General features: G+C 41.3%; 19 protein-coding genes, 1 tRNA gene and 1 pseudogene. 10 read left to right on the top strand and 11 right to left on the bottom strand.

The features are described from left to right. From nth to AN395_RS14525, 9 genes are all read right to left on the bottom strand, one after another. On the bottom strand, positions 1-480 hold a 480-nt coding region (nth, locus tag AN395_RS14565), incomplete at its 3' end, for an endonuclease III (RefSeq protein ID WP_235576582.1). Positions 481-524: 44 nt separating this feature from the next. Then, the gene (locus tag AN395_RS14560; RefSeq protein WP_004589483.1) at positions 525-1,223 is read right to left on the bottom strand and encodes an electron transport complex subunit E; all 699 of its coding nucleotides are present in this window, start codon (positions 1,221-1,223) and stop codon (positions 525-527) included. Further along, positions 1,220-1,858 (bottom strand): electron transport complex subunit RsxG, encoded by a 639-nt coding sequence (gene rsxG, locus AN395_RS14555; RefSeq protein WP_054983414.1) that lies wholly within the window; start codon positions 1,856-1,858, stop codon positions 1,220-1,222. Before rsxG ends, AN395_RS14560 begins: the two co-directional genes overlap by 4 nt. Beyond that, positions 1,855-2,913, bottom strand: coding sequence for an electron transport complex subunit RsxD (gene rsxD, locus AN395_RS14550; RefSeq protein WP_054983413.1), 1,059 nt, complete (start codon positions 2,911-2,913; stop codon positions 1,855-1,857). Before rsxD ends, rsxG begins: the two co-directional genes overlap by 4 nt. After that, complete coding sequence (rsxC, locus tag AN395_RS14545; RefSeq protein ID WP_054983412.1) at positions 2,910-5,447, bottom strand: electron transport complex subunit RsxC; 2,538 nt, start codon at positions 5,445-5,447, stop codon at positions 2,910-2,912. Before rsxC ends, rsxD begins: the two co-directional genes overlap by 4 nt. Positions 5,448-5,455: 8 nt before the next feature. Beyond that, complete coding sequence (rsxB, locus tag AN395_RS14540; protein WP_004589479.1) at positions 5,456-6,010, bottom strand: electron transport complex subunit RsxB; 555 nt, start codon at positions 6,008-6,010, stop codon at positions 5,456-5,458. 1 nt (position 6,011) lies between these two features. Beyond that, a complete protein-coding gene (gene rsxA / locus AN395_RS14535; RefSeq protein WP_004589478.1) occupies positions 6,012-6,593 on the bottom strand; it encodes an electron transport complex subunit RsxA in 582 nt (193 codons plus the stop codon). A gap of 214 nt (positions 6,594-6,807) precedes the next feature. Then, positions 6,808-8,751 carry an EAL domain-containing protein gene (locus AN395_RS14530; protein WP_054983411.1) on the bottom strand — a complete coding sequence of 648 codons (1,944 nt, stop codon included), beginning with the start codon at positions 8,749-8,751 and terminating at the stop codon, positions 6,808-6,810. Between the two features lie 148 nt (positions 8,752-8,899). After that, positions 8,900-8,976: transfer RNA gene (locus AN395_RS14525), tRNA-Asn, on the bottom strand. Positions 8,977-10,039: 1,063 nt separating this feature from the next. On the opposite strand from AN395_RS14525, the gene AN395_RS14520 reads away from it, so the two are divergent. From AN395_RS14520 to AN395_RS14500, 5 genes are all read left to right on the top strand, one after another. Beyond that, positions 10,040-11,410: an MATE family efflux transporter gene (locus tag AN395_RS14520; protein ID WP_024034193.1), complete on the top strand. Its 1,371-nt coding sequence runs from the start codon at positions 10,040-10,042 to the stop codon at positions 11,408-11,410. A gap of 4 nt (positions 11,411-11,414) precedes the next feature. Beyond that, the gene (uvrB, locus tag AN395_RS14515) at positions 11,415-13,409 is read left to right on the top strand and encodes an excinuclease ABC subunit UvrB (protein ID WP_054983410.1); all 1,995 of its coding nucleotides are present in this window, start codon (positions 11,415-11,417) and stop codon (positions 13,407-13,409) included. Beyond that, a complete protein-coding gene (locus tag AN395_RS14510; RefSeq protein ID WP_054983409.1) occupies positions 13,410-14,363 on the top strand; it encodes a class I SAM-dependent methyltransferase in 954 nt (317 codons plus the stop codon). It abuts the gene before it with no gap. A gap of 123 nt (positions 14,364-14,486) precedes the next feature. Beyond that, positions 14,487-15,158, top strand: a complete 672-nt coding sequence (locus AN395_RS14505) for a tRNA (adenine(22)-N(1))-methyltransferase TrmK (protein WP_054983408.1) — start codon at positions 14,487-14,489, stop codon at positions 15,156-15,158. Positions 15,159-15,259: 101 nt separating this feature from the next. Next, a complete protein-coding gene (locus AN395_RS14500; protein WP_054983407.1) occupies positions 15,260-16,297 on the top strand; it encodes a hypothetical protein in 1,038 nt (345 codons plus the stop codon). Here AN395_RS14500 and AN395_RS14495 read toward each other — a convergent pair. Beyond that, positions 16,294-16,536 (bottom strand): hypothetical protein, encoded by a 243-nt coding sequence (locus tag AN395_RS14495; protein WP_024034198.1) that lies wholly within the window; start codon positions 16,534-16,536, stop codon positions 16,294-16,296. The genes AN395_RS14500 and AN395_RS14495 overlap by 4 nt on opposite strands. A 344-nt stretch (positions 16,537-16,880) precedes the next feature. Here AN395_RS14495 and AN395_RS14490 point away from each other — a divergent pair, with 344 nt between their 5' ends. Further along, entirely contained in the window at positions 16,881-17,330 is a 450-nt protein-coding gene (locus AN395_RS14490) for an isoprenylcysteine carboxylmethyltransferase family protein (RefSeq protein WP_004589470.1), read from the top strand. 115 nt (positions 17,331-17,445) lie between these two features. Here the strand turns inward: AN395_RS14490 and queC are convergent, their stop codons facing one another. Continuing rightward, positions 17,446-18,102 carry a 7-cyano-7-deazaguanine synthase QueC gene (queC, locus tag AN395_RS14485; protein WP_004589469.1) on the bottom strand — a complete coding sequence of 219 codons (657 nt, stop codon included), beginning with the start codon at positions 18,100-18,102 and terminating at the stop codon, positions 17,446-17,448. Positions 18,103-18,247: 145 nt separating this feature from the next. Here queC and queE point away from each other — a divergent pair, with 145 nt between their 5' ends. The 4 genes and pseudogenes from queE (at position 18,248) to AN395_RS14465 (ending at position 22,182) form a co-directional block, all read left to right on the top strand. Then, complete coding sequence (gene queE / locus AN395_RS14480; protein ID WP_004589468.1) at positions 18,248-18,913, top strand: 7-carboxy-7-deazaguanine synthase QueE; 666 nt, start codon at positions 18,248-18,250, stop codon at positions 18,911-18,913. A gap of 845 nt (positions 18,914-19,758) precedes the next feature. Further along, on the top strand, positions 19,759-21,336 hold the full coding sequence (locus tag AN395_RS14470; protein ID WP_054983405.1) for a DUF4041 domain-containing protein: 1,578 nt from the start codon (positions 19,759-19,761) through the stop codon (positions 21,334-21,336). A gap of 189 nt (positions 21,337-21,525) precedes the next feature. Then, positions 21,526-21,606: pseudogene (locus tag AN395_RS19770) on the top strand (twin-arginine translocation signal domain-containing protein); the annotation flags it as partial. A 78-nt stretch (positions 21,607-21,684) separates the two neighbouring features. Next, positions 21,685-22,182, top strand: coding sequence for a lactoylglutathione lyase family protein (locus tag AN395_RS14465; RefSeq protein WP_054983476.1), 498 nt, complete (start codon positions 21,685-21,687; stop codon positions 22,180-22,182). The last annotated feature ends 141 nt before the right edge of the window (positions 22,183-22,323 follow it).

Genomic DNA, 22,323 nt, shown 5'->3' with positions numbered 1-22,323 from the left:
CTCAACGGCGACTACATCTTTGCCCATAGCAAATTTGGTGCGGTTTGAAACACGAAAAATATGCGTGTCTACGGCAATGGTCGGCCAGCCGAAGGCTGTGTTGAGTACTACATTTGCGGTTTTTCGGCCAACACCGGGTAGGGCTTCTAGAGCTTCGCGGTTCTCGGGAACAATGCCGTTATGTTGGTCAACCAATATTTGGCACATTTTGTACACGTTTGCGGCTTTTGAATTAAATAAGCCAATGGTTTTTATATAATCGCGAAGCGCATCGTGGCCAATATCTAAAATGGCTTGTGGCGTATTAGCAACCGGAAATAATTTACGGGTGGCTTTATTTACCCCTACATCGGTGGCTTGTGCAGAGAGCGTAACGGCTACTAGTAGCTCAAATGGGCTTGAATATTCAAGCTCGGTTTCTGGATGCGGGTTTTGCTCGCGCAAGCGCGAGAGTATTTGGTGACGTTTTTCTTTATTCATGCAACTTAAAACGCATTAGCTAATAGCGTTAATGCGTTTTCCCCTTAAGTTAAGCTAGTAACACGTGCGCGTGGGCCTTTTTCGGCTTCTGGCGGCGTTACTTGTTTTGATTTTATTTGTGCGTCAATAACATTTTTTGCTGCTATTAGCAGCCCAAGCCCTAAAAAGGCGCCGGGTGGTAAAATAGCGAGTAAAAACTGGCTATCGAAACTAAATATTTCCAAGCGTAGGCTTTGTGCCCATGGCCCTAGAAGCAAATCGGCTCCATCGAATAATGTACCTTGGCCTATCAGTTCGCGCATTGCACCTAGCACTAACAGTACGGCCATAAAGCCTAAGCCCATCATTAGGCCATCGAATGCAGACAGGTGCACAGGGTTTTTAGAGGCATATGCCTCTGCACGGCCAATAATGGCGCAGTTAGTTACTATTAGTGGAATAAATATGCCTAATGATTGATACAAGCCAAAGGTGTACGCATTCATAAGTAGCTGAACTATGGTCACAAAGCCTGCAATAATCATTACAAATACCGGAATACGAATGTCTTTAGGCACCCAATTACGCACAACAGAAACAGTAATATTAGAGCCTACTAAAACTAATAAAGTGGCTAACCCTAGGCCAAGCGCGTTGGTTACAGTTGATGTAACAGCTAAAAGCGGGCATAAACCGAGTAGCTGCACTAGCGCGGGGTTATTAGCCCATACGCCTTCTTTGTATAAGGTTTTTAACTCACTCATTGGGTTACCTCTTGGCAAGCATTAGGCTGTTTAAAAATGGCGTCAAAGTTAGTTTTTGCAAATAATACGGCATTTTTTACCGAGCCAACCACGGCGCGAGGGGTAATTGTTGCACCGGTAAATTGGTCAAACTGGCCACCATCCTTTTTTACCGCCCAACGGGCATCGTCTTCACTTTGAACCGTTAAATCGTTAAATGTAGTGATCCATAGCGACTTTTTAACTTCTACTTTGTCGCCTAAGCCGGGCGTTTCTTCGTGCTTAGTAGTGCGAACGCCGGCAATGGTGCCATCAGCAAGTACGGCGGTTAATAAGTTAATATCGCCACTGTAACCACTAGGTGTTACGTGTCTTATTACAAGTGCAACAGGTTGCTGATTTTTATAAGCGCGGTAAATAACTTGCTCGGGGTAAGGACCCAGTTGTTCATCGCTCATAATTACGCAATTTGTATTGAGCTGATTATCGTAGCTGCTTGGGTTTAATACCTCTTGTAATTGTGAGGTTAGTTGCAAGCGTTCTTGCTCGGCAATCTTATCGGCGGTAAAGGCATCAATTGAGGCAACTAAGCCTGTTGTTATCAGTGCAAAGGCCGTTAATATCGCGCCATTTTTAGCCATTGATGAAATAATCATTTTACTGCTCCGTGGCCATAAGTGCGTGGTTGGGTGTAGTAATCAATCAGCGGTACAGCAATATTAATTAATAATACACTAAAGGCTACCGCATCTGGGAAGCCACCAAAGGTGCGAATTAAATACACCAACAAGCCAATTAGCGCGCCATAAATTAAGCGCCCTTTATTGGTGGTTGCAGCCGAAACAGGATCGGTGGCGATAAAAAATGCGCCCATCATGGTTGCGCCACTTAATAGGTGAAATACCATACCCGGCTCGGTACCCGGCGCGGCAATATAGCCAATGGCACTGCACAGCGCTAGTGAGCCTACAAAGCTTACTGGAATATGCCAGTTTATAATTTTAGCTTTTAAAAGGTATAAACCACCGGCTAAAAAGCTTAGGTTAACCCATAGCCAACCAAGCCCAGCCCATTGAGAAAAAATCGGTTTTTGCATACTTTCGCTAACGGTTAGACCATGTGCTACATCGGTTTTAACTGTATCAAGCGGGGTGGCCATGGTGAGGCCATCAACGCCGGCACGGACTTGATCAACACTAAAGCCCAGAGCGGTAAAATCAGTAAATATAAGGCGTAGTTGGTCAATAAAGCCAATTGGGGCGTTAAGTAAATCGGTAACGGGTAACCAAGCGGTCATTTGCACCGGAAAAGAGACTAAAAGTAGTACGTATGCGGCCATTGCTGGGTTAAATAAGTTAAACCCAAGCCCACCATAAAGTTGCTTTACAATCACAATGGCAAATAAACAGCCAATAATAATGACCCACCAAGGCGCCAGCGGCGGAATACTCAGTGCTAACAGCACACCAGTAAGCCAAGCACTACCATCACTCAATGCAGGCCAAACAGGGCGTTTACGCATTAACATAATGGCTGCTTCAAATACGCTTACAGCAACAAGTGCCAGTACTAACTGAATAAGTACGCCAGTCCCAAAAAATACCACTTGCGCTATTAGCCCAGGAATACACGCAGCAATTACGGTTAGCATTAATCGCGTTAACGACTTATGGCTATGGTTGTGCGGCGAACTGGCCATGGTTAATTTCATGACTGATCATTTCCTTCTTTTTGTAACTTTTTAGCTTTGGCGCGTGCTATTGCGGCGGCCACGGCGGCTTTTTTCTTCTCTGCAGCAGTTTGCTCAGAGGCCGTTTTCTCAGAGTTTGAACCGCTGCTGGTTTGTGGCTCATTGCTGTGTTCACTTGCTGCTGGTTGCTCAGCTTCTTTAGCGGCTTTTTTAGCTTTAGCGCGGGCAATAGCAGCTGCTACGGCCGCTTTTTTGTCATCAGCAGGAGAGTGTGTTTGTGAGTTTTCAGGCTCAACTTCACCTGTTTGCTCAGCAGCACTTGGTTCATCTGATTGCTGGGCTTGCGCAGCCGCTTTAGCGGCTTTTTTAGCTTTAGCACGCGCAATAGCAGCAGCTACCGCTGCTTTTTTATCATCTGCGGGCGCGGCGGCTTCATCGCTTTGTGGCTCTGCTTCTTGCTCAGCTTGCGCCGCTTTTTTAGCTTTAGCACGCGCAATAGCAGCAGCTACTGCTGCTTTTTTGTCATCAGCTGGGGCGCGAGCTTCATCGCTTTGTGGTTCTGCTGCTTGCTCAGCTTGCGCCGCTTTTTTAGCTTTAGCACGGGCAATAGCAGCAGCTACCGCAGCTTTTTTATCATCAGCTGGGGCGGGCGCTTCATCGTTTTGTGGCTCAGCGCTTTGCTCAGCTTGCGCCGCTTTTTTCGCTTTAGCACGGGCAATAGCAGCAGCTACCGCTGCTTTTTTATCATCAGTTGCGGCGGTTGCTTCATTGCTTTGTGGCTCTGCACTTTGCTCAGCTTGCGCTGCTTTTTTCGCTTTAGCGCGGGCAATAGCAGCAGCTACGGCTGACTTTTTATCATCAGGTGTTGGTGATGACTCGCCCTCGGCAGCTTTTTGTTCTTTATATTTACGTGCTTTTTCTTTACGTAGTGCACGCTCTTTAGCTACTTCACTGTTATCTGGCTCTAGCTCTTCACCTTGCTGTTTTTTTGCTTTGGCGCGGGCAATTGCAGCGGCTACAGCTGATTTTTCATCGCCATCTGATGATTTGCTCTTAACGCGGGCAAGGGCATCCGCTACTTTTTGCTTTTCATCTGATGTTTTTGCCGCTGGTTTACGTTTATGGCGGTTTTGACGTTCTTGTTGCTCGCGCTCTAGGCGTTCTTTACGGGCGTCAAAGCGCTCTTTTGCTCTATCGGCTTTAATTTTTTCGGCTTGCTGCTCTTTTATTTCTACTTTTGCTACGCGGTAATACTGCACCAATGGAATTTCGCTTGGGCATACATACGCACACGCGCCACATTCAATACAATCAAATAAGTTGTGCTCTTGTAATTTGTCGTATTCTTTTGATTTTGCAAACCATTGTAATTGCTGCGGTAATAACGAAGCAGGGCAGGCATCTGCACAGGCACTACAACGTATACAGGCTTTTTCAGGCCCAGGCTCTACGAGCTCTTTATGATCGGGGGCTAAAATACAGTTGGTGGTTTTAATTACCCCAATACGCACAGTCGGTAAGGTAAAGCCCATCATCGGCCCGCCCATTACAACGCGCTGCTGGGGTACGGGTGAAAAACCTTGGCAATCAAGCAGGTGCTTAACTTCGGTGCCTAATAATGCCCATACATTACCTGCATTATGAATGGTGTTACCTGTTACTGTAACAACCCGCTCTATAAGCGGTTTACCTTCGTACACCGCTTGTTGCACAGCAAACAAAGTTCCTGTGTTGTGCACTAAAATACCAATATCGGCAGGAATACCGCCACTGGGTACTTCACGGTTTGTAAGTAATTTAATTAATTGTTTTTCGCCACCCGATGGATAAACAGTAGGCACCGTTTGAATAACAATATTGGCGTTGTGCTCTGCGGCACTTTTCATAGCCGCTATGGCTTCGGGCTTATTATCTTCAATGCCAACAATACACAGTGTCGGGTTTAAAATTTGTTGCATTAGCTCAATGCCTTGCACTACTTGCTTGGCATGTTCACGCATTAACACATCGTCGGCTGTTATGTATGGTTCGCACTCAACAGCATTAACAATTAAAAACTCAATAGGTTGTTTTATATCGGCTTTTACATAAGTAGGAAAGCCTGCTCCACCCATACCACTTATACCTGCTTGATGAATTATATCGACTAATTCATCGTGGCTAAGCTCACTCGGGTTAGGTGTTGGGGTTAGTTCGCACCATTGATCTTTGCCATCAGGCTCAATAATAATACTTAGCTCAGGTAAAGCCGATGGATGCGCCGAAGGCATAGAGGTAATATCTGTTATGGTGCCAGAGCTGGGCGCATGTACAGGCACAGACCAATTTGCAACGGGCACGGTAAGTGCTTGGCCTTTTAATACCTGTTGGCCTTTTTCTACAATTAATTTACCGTTAGCACCAATGTGCTGTTTAATTGGTACAACTAACTTATCAGGTAGAGGAAGCCTAGCAATACGCGCACTGTTAGAGAGTGTTTTTTGTTGTGGTGGATGCACGCCGCCCGGGAATGCCCAAACAGTGCCTTTTTTAATTTGTTCAAGTAACTTTTCCACTCAAACCTCTAATCTATTTGCGTGACAGGAATAGCATCAAGTTGCCATTTCCAGTTTTGTTTTGTTTCGGCTACAGGCAGCATATCAATGCAATCTACAGGGCAGGGCTCTACACATAAATCGCAGCCGGTACATTCTTCTATTAGTACAGTGTGCATTTGGCGTGTAGCACCAACAATGGCATCCACAGGGCATGCCTGAATACACTTAGTACAGCCTATGCACTCGTCTTCGCGAATATAGGCCACTGTTTTTATCGGCTCTGCTTGTTCGCCGCCAGCAAGCGGTTTAGGCTCTACGCCCATTAAATCGGCCAGCTTTTTAACCGTTGCTTCACCGCCTGGAGGGCATTTATTAATTTCATCCCCGTTGGCAATTGCCTCAGCGTAGGGACGACAGCCCGGATAGCCACACTGGCCACACTGGGTTTGCGGTAAAATGGTATCTATTTGCTCAACAATTGGGTCGCCTTCTACACGAAAGCGAATAGCTGCAAAGCCTAAAATAAGTCCAAAAACAAGCGCTAGCGAGCCAAGCGCTATCAAGGCATACATTAAGGTCATATTAAAACTTCACTAATCCGGTAAATCCCATAAACGCCATCGACATTAAGCCGGCGGTGATCATGGCTATTGAGGCGCCTTTAAACGGGGTAGGAACATCTGCAGCAGCAAGGCGTTCGCGCAGCGCTGCAAATAATACAAGTACTAATGAAAAGCCAACGGCTGCGCCAAAACCATACACGGCCGATTGTAAAAAGGTGTGATCTTCTTTTATGTTAAGAAGCGCAACACCTAATACCGCACAGTTAGTGGTGATCAGCGGTAAAAATATACCCAGTAAACGGTATAAAGTCGGGCTAGTTTTACGCACAACCATTTCAGTAAATTGCACCACAACGGCAATCACTAAAATAAAGCTCATGGTGCGTAAAAATTCGATATCTAGCGGCGCTAAAATATATTGATTAACTAAATAGCTTGTAACAGAGGCAAGGGTAAGCACAAACGTGGTTGCTAAAGACATACCAATAGCGGTATCAAGCTTGCCTGATACACCCATAAATGGACATAAGCCTAAAAATTGTACTAATACAAAGTTATTAACTAGAACGGTTCCAATCAATAACAAGACATATTCTGTCATGTGTGCCTCGCGCTATTAAAATCCTGTGTATTATCCTTTTTTCTGCCCCGATAAACAACATATGCGAGTCGTTATCAGTTAAATAAACACAGTAAAATAATTAAGCGATCACAAAGCTGTAAAATTTATGTGATTTTAAAGTAAGCGAAAAATTAAACAGCTAAACGCAAAAAAGAGCACATGTGCTCTTTTTTACTTTAATTAAGGGTAGGTGCTAAATATCTTTAGGTTTTTCTATGTAATAACCTTGTACGCCGTCTAGGCAAAGCGTTTCTACAATGTGTTTTTCTTCTTGGCTTTCAACGCCCTCTGCAAACACACTCACACCAATGCGGTGGGCTAAATCAACCATTAGGCGCATAAAGTATTGATTGTTTTTATCATCTTCTAGGCCGCGGGTGTAACTTGCATCCATTTTAATAAAGTCTGGTTTTAAATCACGGAAAAACTTAAACGACGTTAGTCCAACACCAAAGCGTTCAACCGTTACGCGGGCACCTACGCGATGCACCATATCAATAAAACGTTTACTGGCTTTAATATTTTGCTGTAGGCCAAACTCACTTACTTCAAATACTAATTTAGAGGCTATATGCGTATCTTTTAATAAGCGGCGCTCTAACCAAATAACAAATTGATCGTTATGTGCACTTGAGGCGGTTACATTCAGGCCAAAAAACTTTTCAGAGAGGTTACGGCTTTTAATTTTTTCAAGTGAAGAGTCAATAATTAAGCGGTCAATTTCTATGGCCATATCGAGTTTTTCAGCCATGGCCAAAAACGAGGCCGTAGGAAGCACTTGGTTATCTTCGGTTTTAAAGCGCACTTGTATCTCTGCATACGCCTTAATGCTTTTACCCAGCGGCATAATATTTTGCATTACTAAGTGAACACGTTTTGATTCAATTACTTCGTTAATCACTTTACGCCAGTTTTGGTTACCAAACCCAGCACTTACATTATTAACTAAATCGGTTTCGCGCTGCACATGCCATGCATTTACTTGCTTAGATTGCGCCATGCTCATTGCGTTATCGACAACCGATAATAGCTCACCCAGCGGTTTGCCTTTTTCGTAGCCCACAATACCTGTGTTAGCCACAGAGCTGAGCTCTTGATTTTGTTGATATTGAGTAAAGCGCGATTGCAGGTTTTCACCAAAACGCTCTGCTTCTTTAAGTGGGGTATTAGGAAGTACAACGGCAAAGTCTGAGCTATTTAGCCTAAATACTTGGCTGCCGGTGTAAGTGCCGCTTATATGCTTAATTATATCCGCCACACCTTTAACGTAGTCATCACCTTTTTGGTAGCCACGGCTTTGATTTATAGTTTGCAGCTCACTACAGCGTACAAGCGCTAACGAACCAAACGTACTGCGCTCACTGTTCTCGATGTGTTTTTCGTAATATTCAACAAACATATTACGGTTACCTAATTCAGTAATTACATCTTTATAGGCTTCTTGTTTGATACTTAGGGCAGCGTTTTGAATATCATCATTTTTATTTTTTAAAAAATGCGAAAGGCGATTAAAGCTCGGGACTAAATCTTTACCTAGCTTTTTCATTTTACTTGCATCAAGTGCGGTGTCTAAGTCGTCGCCAATTTGATTCTGGTTAATGTAAATGTCTATTACATCGGCAACGGTCATGCTGATATTTTTATTTAAGCTATGAAAAATAGACTTCATTAATATAATAGGAATAATCACTAAAAAAGCAGAAATAAATATAACTATAAATAACGAGGTTTGTAGCTGCTGCGCTAAACGATCAATGTTGAGGGTAAATTCTACTTTTATATCTGCAGCGTCGTTAACGGCAAACTGTGGGCGAACAGAATTAAAGCTAGATTGAATAAATTCAGCAAACATGGGTAGCTGGGTAGGGGAGTTAACTGAAAATACCTCAGCCCCTTGGTAGTCTCTTAGTATAAAGCTTGAAAACGTTTTACCATCGCCAATCGCTTTTTTTATACTTTCAGGCGAAAGCTCATCACTAGTTAAGCTGTTAATGTAACGTGTTACGCTGGTTTGCGCTGAAGTTTGTGCTTCACTTACTGCATTATTAAAGCTTACAGATATGAAGTAGCTTCCAGCCGCAACACATACAAGCCAAGACAGGATTTGTATAAAAATAAGTTTTTTAAAGCCAGCCATGTTATCAATCTTTTAATAGTTCAAAAGGAAAGGAATCAGGTCCTTGATCATTCAACTAATAGCAACACATTAGAATAGATATTATGTTTTAGTTATAAAGCAGAAGAGTAGTGGAAAATTACTGAAATGTCTATGAAATTCTTATGATTGGCTCCCCCTCCCCGACTCGAACGGGGGACCTGCGGATTAACAGTCCGTCGCTCTAACCAACTGAGCTAAGGGGGAAGCGTCATGCCTTTCAACGGGGCGAAATATTAATGATGGAGCCGCAAAGTGTCAACATATAAAAGTCATAAATTTAAAAAAGAAGTTTATTCGTTGTTTTTATGTTCGATCTGCGCATTTTATAACTCTATTTATGCAAAACACGGCGGTAAATCTCTATTTAGACTCACACCAATACGAAAAAAACAGCGCCGATAAAATAGCCATTGTTTAATTTATGTGTAAAAAAATGCCGCTGAGACAAAATTTATCGCGGCAAATCAGTAAATTTGTATTTAACCTGGTTGTCATAAAACCGAGTATAAATTTAGCTAGCAGATCTTTTTAAAAAATCCAGCAGGGTAGTTTTTTCGTATTACGGTATTTAAGAGGGGTTAAACTAATAAAGCCGTGGCTGAAAACTTTATTTTAAAAAGCTGTACAAAAACAAAACAATCAATAAGTTGCTAAATATTTGCGTTAACTAATTAAGTCACTTATAGCTGTATTAGGCACAAAGATTTGGCTTAGCTTAATTTTTTGTTTGCAAGCATTGATAAGTTTTTAACTTTAACTTTGAGCAAAGGTTGGACCTGAGCTGAATTTTAGCCAGCGTGCAAGCCTTTATAAATGCGGGCTCAGCTGAGTTATCCACGGTTTCTGTGGATAACTCTGTTTATGAAACTTTAAGAACACTGTCCCGACCAGAGTTTTAGGGCGCTACAACGATTTCAAGCTTTTAAAACGATTTTTTTATTACTATAAAAAACATAGGGTTATAAATGCATGCTGAATTACCATGCAACGATGAGTAAATTAATTCGTTACGATAAAGATTAATACCGCGCTGTGTAAAAATTCAGCGAATTTGCAGGGTTAAATGTTAAAAAAGTAATAAAAATGTTCACTTATTGTTTTTTGGCGCTCTAAGGGCGTATTTGTGCACAAATGCTTAAAAATTCAACTTTAGCTATTTTTTTAATTGTTGCTTTAGTATTAGTATGAAATCCATTGATAAATCCGTGGCTTGAATTGCTATGATGCTTTAAAATGGCTCGCTCAGTAAAAGAGGCTTATTTATTCCATGCGCGAAACTTCACATTCTCAATCACGCCCAGATTTACTTAACGATCCCATCTTGCCTACATTGAAAAAAATGACCATCCCGATGATATTTGGCATGGTCACGCTAATGATGTTCAATATAGTCGATACATTTTTTATCAGTATGTTGGGCACAGAGCCCCTTGCGGCGGTAAGCTTTACGTTTCCGGTAACCTTTACGGTAATAAGCCTAGCCATAGGTTTAGGTATTGGCACATCAGCGGTGATAGCGAAAGCCTTAGGCAGTAATAAAATAGAAGAGGCGCGATTTGATGCCAGTGTGTCGCTTATTGTGGCGCTACTATTAGTTATTTTACTTTCGTTTGTTGGATATTTACTAATCGACCCAATATTCACTTTATTAGGGGCCGGACAATTAGTGCTGCCACTTATTCATGAGTATATGAATATTTGGTTTATTGGCAGCGTATTTTTAATTACCCCCATGATAGGTAATTCGGTATTACGTGCCAGTGGCGATACTAAAACACCCAGCATAGTAATGGGTGGGGCAGGGCTTATTAATGCCATACTCGATCCTATTTTGATATTTGGCTGGGGCCCAGTACCGGCATTAGGCATTCAAGGTGCCGCTATTGCCAGTGTTATTGCCTGGGGCGTAGCGGTTATTATTATTTTATATGTGCTGGGCGTTAAAAAGCGGCTATTAAGCTTAAAAGCCGGTAATCAAACTGCGGCCAGTGCAATTAAAAAAGTACTTAAAATAGGTTTACCCGCAGCGGGGGCTAACATGCTTACCCCAGTAGCAATGGCTGTGATGACCGCACTCGTTGCCAATCATGGACCCGAAGCGGTTGCCGCTTTTGGTGTGGGCAGCCGTATTGAATCAATTGCCAGTATTTTAGTGCTGGCCTTGTCGATGACATTGCCTCCTTTTGTTAGCCAAAACTTTGGGGCGGGTAAATTAGGCCGCGTAAAAGAGGCGTACATTGGTACGCTTAAATTTGTGATGATATGGCAATTTGCTATTTATATTTTACTCATTGCGCTGTCAGGGGTAATAAGCCAATTATTTGGTAAAGAACAAGCTGTAATCGATGTTATTAAGCTCTTTATATACACCATACCGCTAAGTTATGGTTTTCAAGGGGTGATCATTTTATCAAATTCATCGTTTAATGCTTTACACAAACCTATGAATGCATTGTTTTTAAGTATTATTCGTTTGTTTGTGTTTTATCTGCCTTTTGCTTATGTAGGCAGTATGCTAGGTGGCTTAATTGGCTTATTTATTGGCGCTGCAATCGGTAATGTATTCACAGGGTTAGTCGCGTACAAATGGTTTGTAAAAGAGCTAGATGCAATATGTAGTAACACGGTAACGGAGTAAATGAATGAGTGATCACTTTGAGCTAAAGTCACAATTTAAACCCGCGGGCGACCAACCCACAGCGATTAAACAGCTTGAAGAAGGCTTAGAAGCCGGGCTTGCGCATCAAACCTTACTCGGTGCTACAGGTACAGGTAAAACATTTACCATGGCCAATATTATTAGCGATTTAAATCGCCCAACAATAATAATGGCGCATAATAAAACACTTGCCGCGCAGTTATATGGAGAGATGAAAGAGTTTTTTCCTAATAATGCAGTTGAGTATTTTGTATCTTACTACGATTACTACCAGCCAGAAGCCTACGTGGTTGCCAGCGATACGTTTATAGAAAAAGACGCCTCTATTAATGAGCACATAGAGCAAATGCGTTTAAGTGCTACTAAGGCACTGCTTGAGCGCCGCGATACCATAATAGTGGCCTCTGTGTCGGCTATTTATGGTTTGGGCGACCCCGACTCATACATGAAAATGATGCTGCTTTTAAAAGTAGGCGAACAGGTCGACCAACGCGATATGCTGCGCCGTTTAGCTGAGCTGCAATATACCCGTAACGACATTGACTTTAGCCGTGGTACTTACCGTGTACGTGGCGAAGTTGTTGATATATTTCCTGCCGAGTCAGACACCTATGCAGTACGCGTAGAAATGTTTGATGACGAAATAGAGCGCCTTAGTATTTTTGATCCCCTTACTGGTGCGGTAGAAAAACACATAGTTCGCGCCACTATTTACCCTAAAACGCACTATGTAACGCCTCGCGAAAAAATTCTTGATGCCATAGAAAAAATAAAAGCTGAGCTTAAAGAACGCAGAGCACAATTATTAAGTGCCAATAAATTAGTAGAAGAGCAGCGCATAGCGCAGCGTACACAATACGACATAGAAATGATGACCGAGCTTGGTTATTGCTCGGGCATAGAAAACTACAGCCGTTATTTGTCGGGGCGTACACCGGGCGATCCACCACCAACATTACTCGATTATCTTCCTGATGATGCATTAATGATTATCGATGAATCGCACGTAACCGTATCGCAAATAGGTGCCATGTATAAAGGCGATAGAAGCCGTAAAGAAAACCTAGTTGAATATGGCTTTAGAATGCCATCGGCGATGGATAACCGCCCATTGCGCTTTGAAGAATTTGAAGCCATAGCACCGCAAACGATTTATGTATCTGCAACGCCGGGTGATTTTGAATTAGAACGCAGCGCAGGCGAAGTAGCAGAGCAAGTTATACGCCCAACTGGCCTGTTAGACCCAGAAATAGAAATACGCCCTGTAGGCACTCAAGTAGATGATTTACTCTCAGAAATTTATAAATGTGTAGAAAAAGGTGAGCGAGTACTGGTAACTACGCTTACCAAGCGCATGTCTGAGGATTTAACCGATTACTTAAGCGAGCACAATGTAAAAGTACGTTACCTGCACTCAGACATAGACACAGTAGAACGCGTTGAAATAATTCGTGATTTACGCGCCGGTGTGTTTGATGTGTTAGTGGGTATTAACTTATTAAGAGAAGGCTTAGATATGCCAGAAGTGGCACTAGTTGCCATTTTAGATGCCGATAAAGAAGGCTTTTTACGCTCAGCACGTTCGCTTATTCAAACCATTGGCCGAGCTGCTCGCCACCTCGATGGGCGCGCCATTTTATACGCCGATAAAGTAACTAAATCGATGGAAAAAGCGATTAGCGAAACCCAGCGCCGCCGCGAAATACAACACGCCTTTAATATAGAGCACGGCATTGAGCCGCAAGCCTTGGTTAAAAAGATCACCGATATTATGGATGTGGGCGAAGAAGCCGCACCACAAGATAATCTTAAACTGGTACGTAAAGAGTCTAAAAAAATACTCAGTGCTAAAGAAATTGCCACACAAATTAAACAGCTTGAAAGCAAAATGCATGCTTATGCCAGCGATCTTGAATTTGAAAAAGCCGCGTCTGTACGCGACGAAATACACGAACTACAACAACAGTTGATTAACTAAATGACACCCGATTTTTCGCCCCTAATAAGCGCGCTTGAAGATGCGCCATTACTACAAAACGAACTATGCCGCGTATTTCATGGCCGCGGCCATAGCGTGGCATCGCTAAGCCATATTAATTTAGACTTTTATCCGCCAAGCTTGTTTTTAATTTCGTACGATGAAATTGACGACGCTACGTTAAATACACTGACCAGCACACTTTGGGCGTGGGCGCAGCAGCATCACCCTGAATTAATATCTGCATTGGTGTATCAACAGCGCGCGGGTGTACAAAGCAGTAATCGTTTAGTGCATGGTAATCTTCCCTCGCCACATGTGGTAAAAGAAAACGGCATTGGTTTTTTAGTGGATTTAACAAGCCGCCAAAACACCGGAATATTCCCCGATATGCGAAGTGGCCGTGAGTTTGTCTCTGCCAATAGTAAACATGCAAAAGTACTTAATTTGTTTTCATACACGTGTGGTTTTTCGCTTGCGGCAATGCAAGGCGGGGCCGATCACGTTATGAACATGGATATGAGCAAAGGCGTACTTAAAGTAGGTAAGCAAAACCACCAACTTAATGGTTTTGAGCGCGGAGTGAGTTTTTTACCGCACGATATTTTAAAGTCGTTTGGTAAATTAAAAAAAGCAGCGCCGTTTGATTTAATTATTGTAGACCCGCCAAGCTTTCAAAAGGGCAGCTTTATTCTAACTAAAGATTATCAAAAGGTGCTGCGCAGATTGCCCGAACTACTGTGCGATACCACACAGCTTTTATTATGCGCTAATAGCCCAGAGCTTAGCGAAGATGCGTTTAAAGCTTTAATAAACGAGCACACCCAAGGAGCAATAGAATTTGTTGAGCGCCTTGCACCAACGGCCCGTTTTGTAGAAGTAGACAGCAATAAAAGCTTAAAAGCGTTAGTGTATAAAACGGCGCATACCGCAACTTATACCAATTCGCAATAATACTTAATCATTTTAAGGGGCTAAACGTGTCGCTATCTGTGTTAAAAGCGAATTTTTTGCCTAGCTATCAACACGTTTTTCCAGCCTCAAAATAGATCACTTAATTAAGCTAATTGGTATTAAATGAAACTGAGTAAGCGTTTAAACGCAATTAATGCGTTAATTACTGACCCCGTTGATGTTATTTGGGATTGCTGCTGCGATCATGGTTACTTAGGCATTGCACTATTAAAGCGCCGCGCTGCAAAACAGGTTAATTTTGTAGATGTGGTAGATAAAATAATGACCGAGCTGAGCGAGCACCTTACAAATATTAGCCAAACACTGCCAAGTGATGCGCAATATAAAGTACATTGCCAAGATGTAAGAGAAATAAAGCTCGTTCCAAATGCGTTAAATACTGTAGTTATTGCAGGTGTTGGCGGCGAGCTGTTACTAAAACTTGTTACTGGCATTATTAAAAACAATTGCGCTGCATCTGTAGCAAGCACCCGCTTTATAGTTTGCCCTATACACCATACTTATCATTTGCGCAGTGGTTTAGCCAAATTAGGCTTTGGCCTTGAAAGCGAGCAATTAATCACTGAAAACAACCGCTATTATGAGCTTATAGAGGTAAGTCAACGTAGCACAAGGTTGCTCACATCTACCGGTAACAGCATGTGGGATTTAAATAATGCATCGCACAAGCAATACCTTAAACAGTTACTCACTCATTATAATAAAATGCTTAATAAAGATGAGCTTTATTATCAAAAAGTTATAACAGATTATAAAAAGCTCAGCGACGCTTAAAAATGGCTTATTTAGCGCTGATAGTGTGATCTAATGCAAGGCGCAAAAACGTAACATCAACATAGATTATATCGCCTTGCGCGAGTTTATTTGGTTTATGTATGTCAGATAAAAAAAGTCGCATTGAGCCGCTGCTCAGTGCAGAGCAAAAATGGCAAAACAGCTACGAGCAGCCAATTTCGTATGCTCCATTAGTGCAACTTGCTAATAACAGCTGGATAGTTCCACAGCACTTTTTACGCTATAAACACACCTTACAAAGCGTTAATCAAGTACTAGAAAATATCAATTTTTCAGCGCACTTTAGAGTGCTTGCTGCACAAAAAGATCAGCAAATTTATTTACAAGTTGCCGTACTCAGCCCCGATAATTACAAAACCAGTAGTTACGCGGGTGAGGGCACAGCAAAAAAATTACTGTTTGGCAGACGCTGGATAGTAGAGGAAAACTTACCAACCTCCGAGCTTATTCAAACAGCGTTTTTAGCGCTTAAAATAGCGCGAGAGCACGAAGTAAGAGAGCTGTTTCAACTTACTCACAGCAATAATACCACCAGCACGCCATTTAATAATCATCATGATTTACCGGTTATGGCACAAAATGCAGAGCTTGTTATTGCACACGCGCCGCCGGGCAATGGGGAGCGTCATACTATTGATCAGTTATTAAAACGGGTGGTATTTGCAGGTGCTAAGGTATCACTAAGTGCTATGCAGCAAATAAGCTCGCAGCAGTGGTTATACACCTTAAAATTACACTGCGACACTTGTCAGCTTACTGAATTTAATAATAAAACCTTTGCATTTTTAACCAGTGATAGCAGCGCAAATAGCTTTTTACATGGCCTTATTAATGCCCTGGTTGATATTAGTAATGAGTATGTGAGTGAGCAATTTAAATACCAAGGGTTTGCCCGATTTAGTAAACACAATTGCGTAGAAAAAATTGGTGCACTTAGTGTGGCAATGCGCTCGCCAAAAGTGTTGGGGCTGTGCTCGCTTGGCAAGCAACATGCAAATAAGCTTAATTTTGAAATTGATAGTTCGCGTGCGCCACAAGGTTGCGGCCAAGCTATAGATGGGTTTTTAGCTGCCCACGGTATAGAGCAGCCAGAAAATGCACATTTATATCGTTTTTAAAGGCGGTTAATTTCTTCTTTTGTGGTGTAGCTTGAGTCTGTCACTATGGCCTCAAGCGTTTGCACGCGCTCTTTTAAAGCAACCACTTGGGCACTTACCTCGGCCAGTTGTTTATTTGCATCTTGGTTGCTATCTTGCATTTTGTGTTTAAATTCAAGGTGCTTTTTGTACATATCGTAAATAACCCCAGAGCCAACCGATATAAGCACAATAAGTACTATCATTGTAGTGCCTGACATAACCACTTCCTTTTTATAGTTTTAACAGTTGCATAAAGTATAACCATATTTAGCAGCGGTTAAACCTGACAATTGTAACTTTATTTGTCGATTGCAGCGTGGAGTTGTGTTCATCATTGATACACCTGCGTTATTGTTTAATAACTAATGGCGTAATTAATAAGTCTATTTGAGATTAAACCGTGTGACTTTAAAGCCAACATTTTTATTGTGTTGCTTTAATCAGCAGTTTTAACGCGCTCTATGCCAGCGTTAACCTTGTATTTAATTGTGTATTAATGCAAACGGGTATAGTGTTTACAGACTTATAGAACTTTATTTTATAATCAATACAGTGAGTTGCTATGTTAAATAATAAAATACCTCCGGTTATTGTCGTGCTCGTTTTTGCAGGCATTATGGCGTTAATAGCCCATTACAGTGTGATTGATTTTACAGCGTTTATTGCCTATTTAGCAGCAAGCTTAGTCATTATAGGGTGCGCATTTTGTATAGCCGCAGTGGTAAGCTTTAAACTTGCACGTACCACAGTTAATCCAAATAAGCCCGAGCAAGCATCAAAGTTGGTAACCAGTGGTGTATATAAAATTTCACGTAATCCTATGTATGTAGGCTTTGCGTTTATTTTAGCTGGCTGGGGTATTTGGCTTAGTTCGCTGTGGGCACTTTTATGTGTTGCTGGGTTTATTGCTTATTTAACGTTTTTTCAAATAATTCCTGAGGAGCGGGCGCTTAGCAAATTATTTGGTCAAGAATTCACAGAGTATAAAAACAAAGTAAAACGCTGGTTGTAATTTACAAGCAAATACAAAAAAGGCTATCGAGATGATAGCCTTTTTGCGTTCAGCGCTAATAAATTAACCGTGCTTTCACTGAAAACCCCGTAACTAGCGCGTCAGCTAAATAGTGTTATTCGTACTCTATTGGATCAGTGACGTTATTAAGCGAAAATGCCTCTAAACGTTCTTGGCAGGCGCCACATTTACCACAGGCTTTTTCGCGTCCGTTATAACAAGTCCATGTTTGGCTGTAGTCTAAGCCCATTTTTATGCCATCGGTTAAAATATCAATTTTGGTGTTATTTAGGTACGGGCTAAAAATTTCTACAGCGTCGTAATTAGCAATACGACATACATCATCCATTTTTTGTACAAATTCAGGACGGCAATCAGGGTAAATAGCATGATCCCCCGAATGCGCGCCATAATACACTTTGCTCGCTTTTAAAGACACAGCGTAACCAACCGCCAGCGAAAGCAAAATCATATTACGATTAGGCACTATGGTGCTTTTCATGCTTTCTTCTTCGTAATGACCTTCTGGTACATCAATATCATCAGTTAGTGATGAGCCGCCAATAAGCTGGTTAATAGCTGATATATCTACAATTTTATGTGGAACATTAAGTTTTTCACACACGTTTGCAGCCACTTCAAGCTCTTTAACATGACGCTGACCATAGTCAAATGAAAGGGCATAAACATCATGGCCTTGTTGTAAGGCTTTATTTAATACGGTAAACGAATCCATACCGCCGGAATAAATAACAACTACTTTTTGCGTCATATCTGGATTGCTCTTTAGTTTTAATAGAGGTTTATATCAGGGCGCGATATACTACACGGCCGCAGCTTAAATAACAATTTTTGGGCAGCGCTTTTTCGTCTTTTATAGTAGCAATTTTGCAGCTAGGCAGTAAGTGAGATCTCTTTTGTACAAAATTAATGAAGTGTTTGAAACCATCCAAGGTGAAGCAAGTTTTACCGGCACACCCTCAATATTTTTGCGTTTGCAAGGCTGCCCAGTGGGCTGCGCATGGTGTGATACTAAACAAACTTGGGAAGTCGATAACGTGTACAAAGTATCGCTTGATGAAACGGTAGAAAAAAAAGCCGATTCAGATCATTGGGCCGATGCCAGCGCCGAGCAAGTACTTGAGCTGTTTAAATCACGTGGCTATACAGCCAAGCATGTTGTAATTACCGGCGGCGAGCCGTGTATGTACGATTTAAACCCAGTGTGTAAGCTATTGCACGATAACGGCTTTACGACACAAATAGAAACCAGCGGCACCTTTGAAATACTTGCCCCTGAGCAAACCTGGGTTACCGTATCGCCTAAAATTAACATGCGCGGCGGCTACGAAGTACTCACCAGCGCTATGAAGCGTGCAAACGAGATAAAGCACCCAGTAGCGATGCAAAAGCACGTAGAAGAGCTTGAAGCGCTATTTGCCAAAACAGGTGTTAATCCTAAGCTTGTTTACTTACAGCCAATCAGCCAAAAAGTGTCAGCCACCAAATTAGCCATCGACACTTGTATTGCCAAAAACTGGCGCTTATCGGTGCAGGTACATAAGTATTTAGGGATTAGCTAAAGCGAAAGAGCAGCTGTAAGTGCTTAGCTGTAAGCGATAAGCTGCTCGGCGTTAATTCGTAGGTTGGGTTGAGTGAAACGAAACCCAACCCAACACCACAACTCCATTACTCACTCTTTATGTAAACCACCACACCAGCTTATTTAAACACGTAGGTCGGATAAGCGAAGCGCCATCCGACACAGTAACTTATTTAAGTTTCGGCGAATATCAATAGCTAATTAATTTATGATGTATGAAGTCAAGATTTGACCCCTCAGGTTCTCTAGTAGGTTGGGTTGAGTGTAACGAAACCCAACATCACAACTCCATTACTCACTCTTTATATAAACCACCACACCAGCTTATTTAAACGCGTAGGTCGGATAAGCGAAGCGCCATCCGAAAAGGCTAGTTAATTTCTTCCCCGCAGTGATAGCACTTATTTTTTGGCAGGCGATAGCTAGTAGCTGATTGCATTACCTGGTTTTTCTTACAATTTGGGCAAAAGTAATTAATAACATTCACAATTAGCGCGATTGCAAAAATAAAACTGCCAATATAAAACGGGTTTGTATAAAACTGGCTACTCGCTGGTGAAAACATAAAGCCAATAACACATATAATCAATGCGACTAAATACACTCTAAACTTGATTGCCTTACTCAAAATTAAATTCTCCTTTTTTATCTTTTTATCAAATAGATTGGTATTTAGCCACTTAATTTTAAACAGAGAACTCTTATAAAACTACCAGCCCCATTATTTTCAAATGCTTTTAAGAGTGGGTTTGTATTGCTATACATTTATCAAGTACAGCTAATCTGTGATACGGTCTGTAGTTAATTTAATAAAAGGATTTAGATATGGAACTTCTTAGTTCAATACTCGCATTTGTAGTTATAATCATTTGTTTTAGCTGGTACAGCACGGTTAAAAACCTAAAGCAGCAATCTAAAAAAAATATAGATTCATTGAATGACAAGCTTGATGTGTCAAAAGCAGAAATTAAGAACACATCAATTAAAAATAAAGAGTTACTTGATAAATACAGCCCAATTATTCAAGTAGAAAACTATATTAAAGACCTTCTAGAAAAAGCTGAGTTGGAAGCAAAGACTATAAAACAAAATGCAATGGATTTAGCGAATGACATTGAACTAGAAGCTGTTACTACAAGAGAAACCCTGAAAGGGTATAAAGCCGAAGGGAACCAAAAGCTTAAAGAAGCAAAAGAAAAAGCTGAGAAAATTCGCCTTGAGGCTAATCAAGAGGCAGATCGAATTACATCATTTGCAGTTAAGCAAGCTAAAGAAATTGCTGGTGATGCTTACGAGGCTAAAGAAAAAGCAGATATCTATGAACAAGCAATTAAAGCTATGCGAAATACTATCGATGGCTATAAAGACGACTACATAATACCAAATCACTCAGTTTTAGATGATTTAGCTGATGAATTTAGCCATAAAGAGGCTGGAGTCGAGTTAAAATTAATACGTCAAAACATCCGCCAAATGGTTAAAGATGGTTTTGCAGGCGATTGCGATTATGTCGAGCACCATAGAAAAACATACGCAATACATTTTGTAGTTGATGCTTTTAACGGCAAAGTAGATAGTGCATTATCCAAAGTAAAACACGACAATTTTGGGAAGATAAACCAAGAAATTTTAGATGCTTTTGCATTAGTAAATCACAATGGCGTACCGTTTCGTAGTGCGCGGATTAATGAAAAGTATTTAAACGCTCGTTTAACAGAGCTGAAGTGGGCAGTCGCGGTCAGTGAACTTAAAAGAATTGAGCGAGAAGAACAAGCTGAAATTCGGGCACAGATACGTGAAGAGGAAAAAGCGCTACGAGATATCGAAAAAGCAAGAAAAGAAGCTGAGAAGGAAGAACGATTAATTCAAAAAGCGCTAAAAAAAGTCAGGGAAGAGCTTTTAGCTGCTAATGATGAACAAAAAGCTGACTATGAAGCCAAGTTGTTTGATTTAGAAAATCAATTAAAAGAAGCTGAGGATAAAGGGCAAAGAGCTATTTCTATGGCACAACAAACTAGACGTGGTCATGTTTATGTCATCAGTAACATTGGTAGTTTTGGTGAAGAAGTATTTAAAATAGGTATGACTCGAAGGTTAGAACCAATGGACCGTGTTAAAGAGCTTGGAGATGCATCTGTCCCGTTTTCTTTTGATGTTCATGCAATGATATTTAGTGAGGACGCACCAACTTTGGAAAAAGAACTTCATCGTCGTTTCAACTTATGCTCAGTTAATAAGATTAACTCAAGAAAAGAGTTTTTTAAAACAACGATATCTGAAGTGAAACAAGCTGTAGAAGTGAGTGGTATTTTAGATGTTCATTGGACGCTGAAAGCAGAAGCTGCTGAATATCGAGAAAGCCTATCCATAGAGAAAAGCATGCGAGAAAGCGCAATTGCATAATTACAGCCAATAATTCATATAGTGTTGATTCAAATAACACTATATGAATTAAATACTCCTTCCAACCACCATCACAAAACGTAATCATTAATATCATATTTGATAATTTTTTGTCCTTACTATATTCATTTATCATGGCAAATTAATTCCTTTAATTACATTTAACGCCTTTTCGTTAAGGAACATGCCATGAGTAAAAAAGAGTTAAACCGCAGAGACTTTATGAAGTTATCGGCTGCGGGATTGGGTGCTGCGGCGTTGCCTATGCTGTTTACAAGTTTAAATGCTAATGCCAACCTGCAAGCAGCTGATAAAGGCGAGCAAGCAAATGGCTTAGCCGATTCGCCAATGCCTTATCCGCGCACGTTTTCGCATATTGGTGTGTCAGTGCCAAGCCTAGAAAAAGCCGTTAAGTTTTATACTGAGGTGCTGGGCTGGTATTTAATTATGAAACCCACACAAATAACAGAAGATAAATCACCGATTGGTGAAATGTGTACTGATGTATTTGGTGCTGGGTGGGGCAGTTTTAAAATAGCCCATTTATCAACAGGAGATAGGGTGGGGGTTGAGCTATTTGAATTTAAAAATCAGCAAAACCCAAAAAATAATTTTGAGTATTGGAAAACGGGAATATTTCATTTATGCGTACAAGACCCTGATGTAGCAGGACTCGCTGATAAAATAGTGGCCGCGGGCGGTAAAAAGCGTATGAAAGCGCCGCGCTATTATTACCCAGGGGAAAAACCATACCGCATGATTTACATGGAAGACCCGTTTGGCAATATTTTAGAAATTTATAGCCACAGTTACGAGCTTATATATTCAAGTGGCGCTTATGGTTAATTTATTATGTAACGAGTCACTGTACTTTATTCAATAAACGCTAATAAAAAAGCGTTGCCCTAGAGCAACGCTTTTGTATATTTTTTACAGCTTACAGCTTACTGATCTGACTCCATAAAAGTAGACACCTATTTAGGAGTC

The sequence above is a fragment of the Pseudoalteromonas sp. P1-30 genome, from assembly GCF_001400005.1.
GTDB lineage: Bacteria > Pseudomonadota > Gammaproteobacteria > Enterobacterales > Alteromonadaceae > Pseudoalteromonas > Pseudoalteromonas atlantica.
Note: the sequence above shows the minus strand (reverse complement) of the source record. Positions and strands in the feature narration are given on the sequence as shown.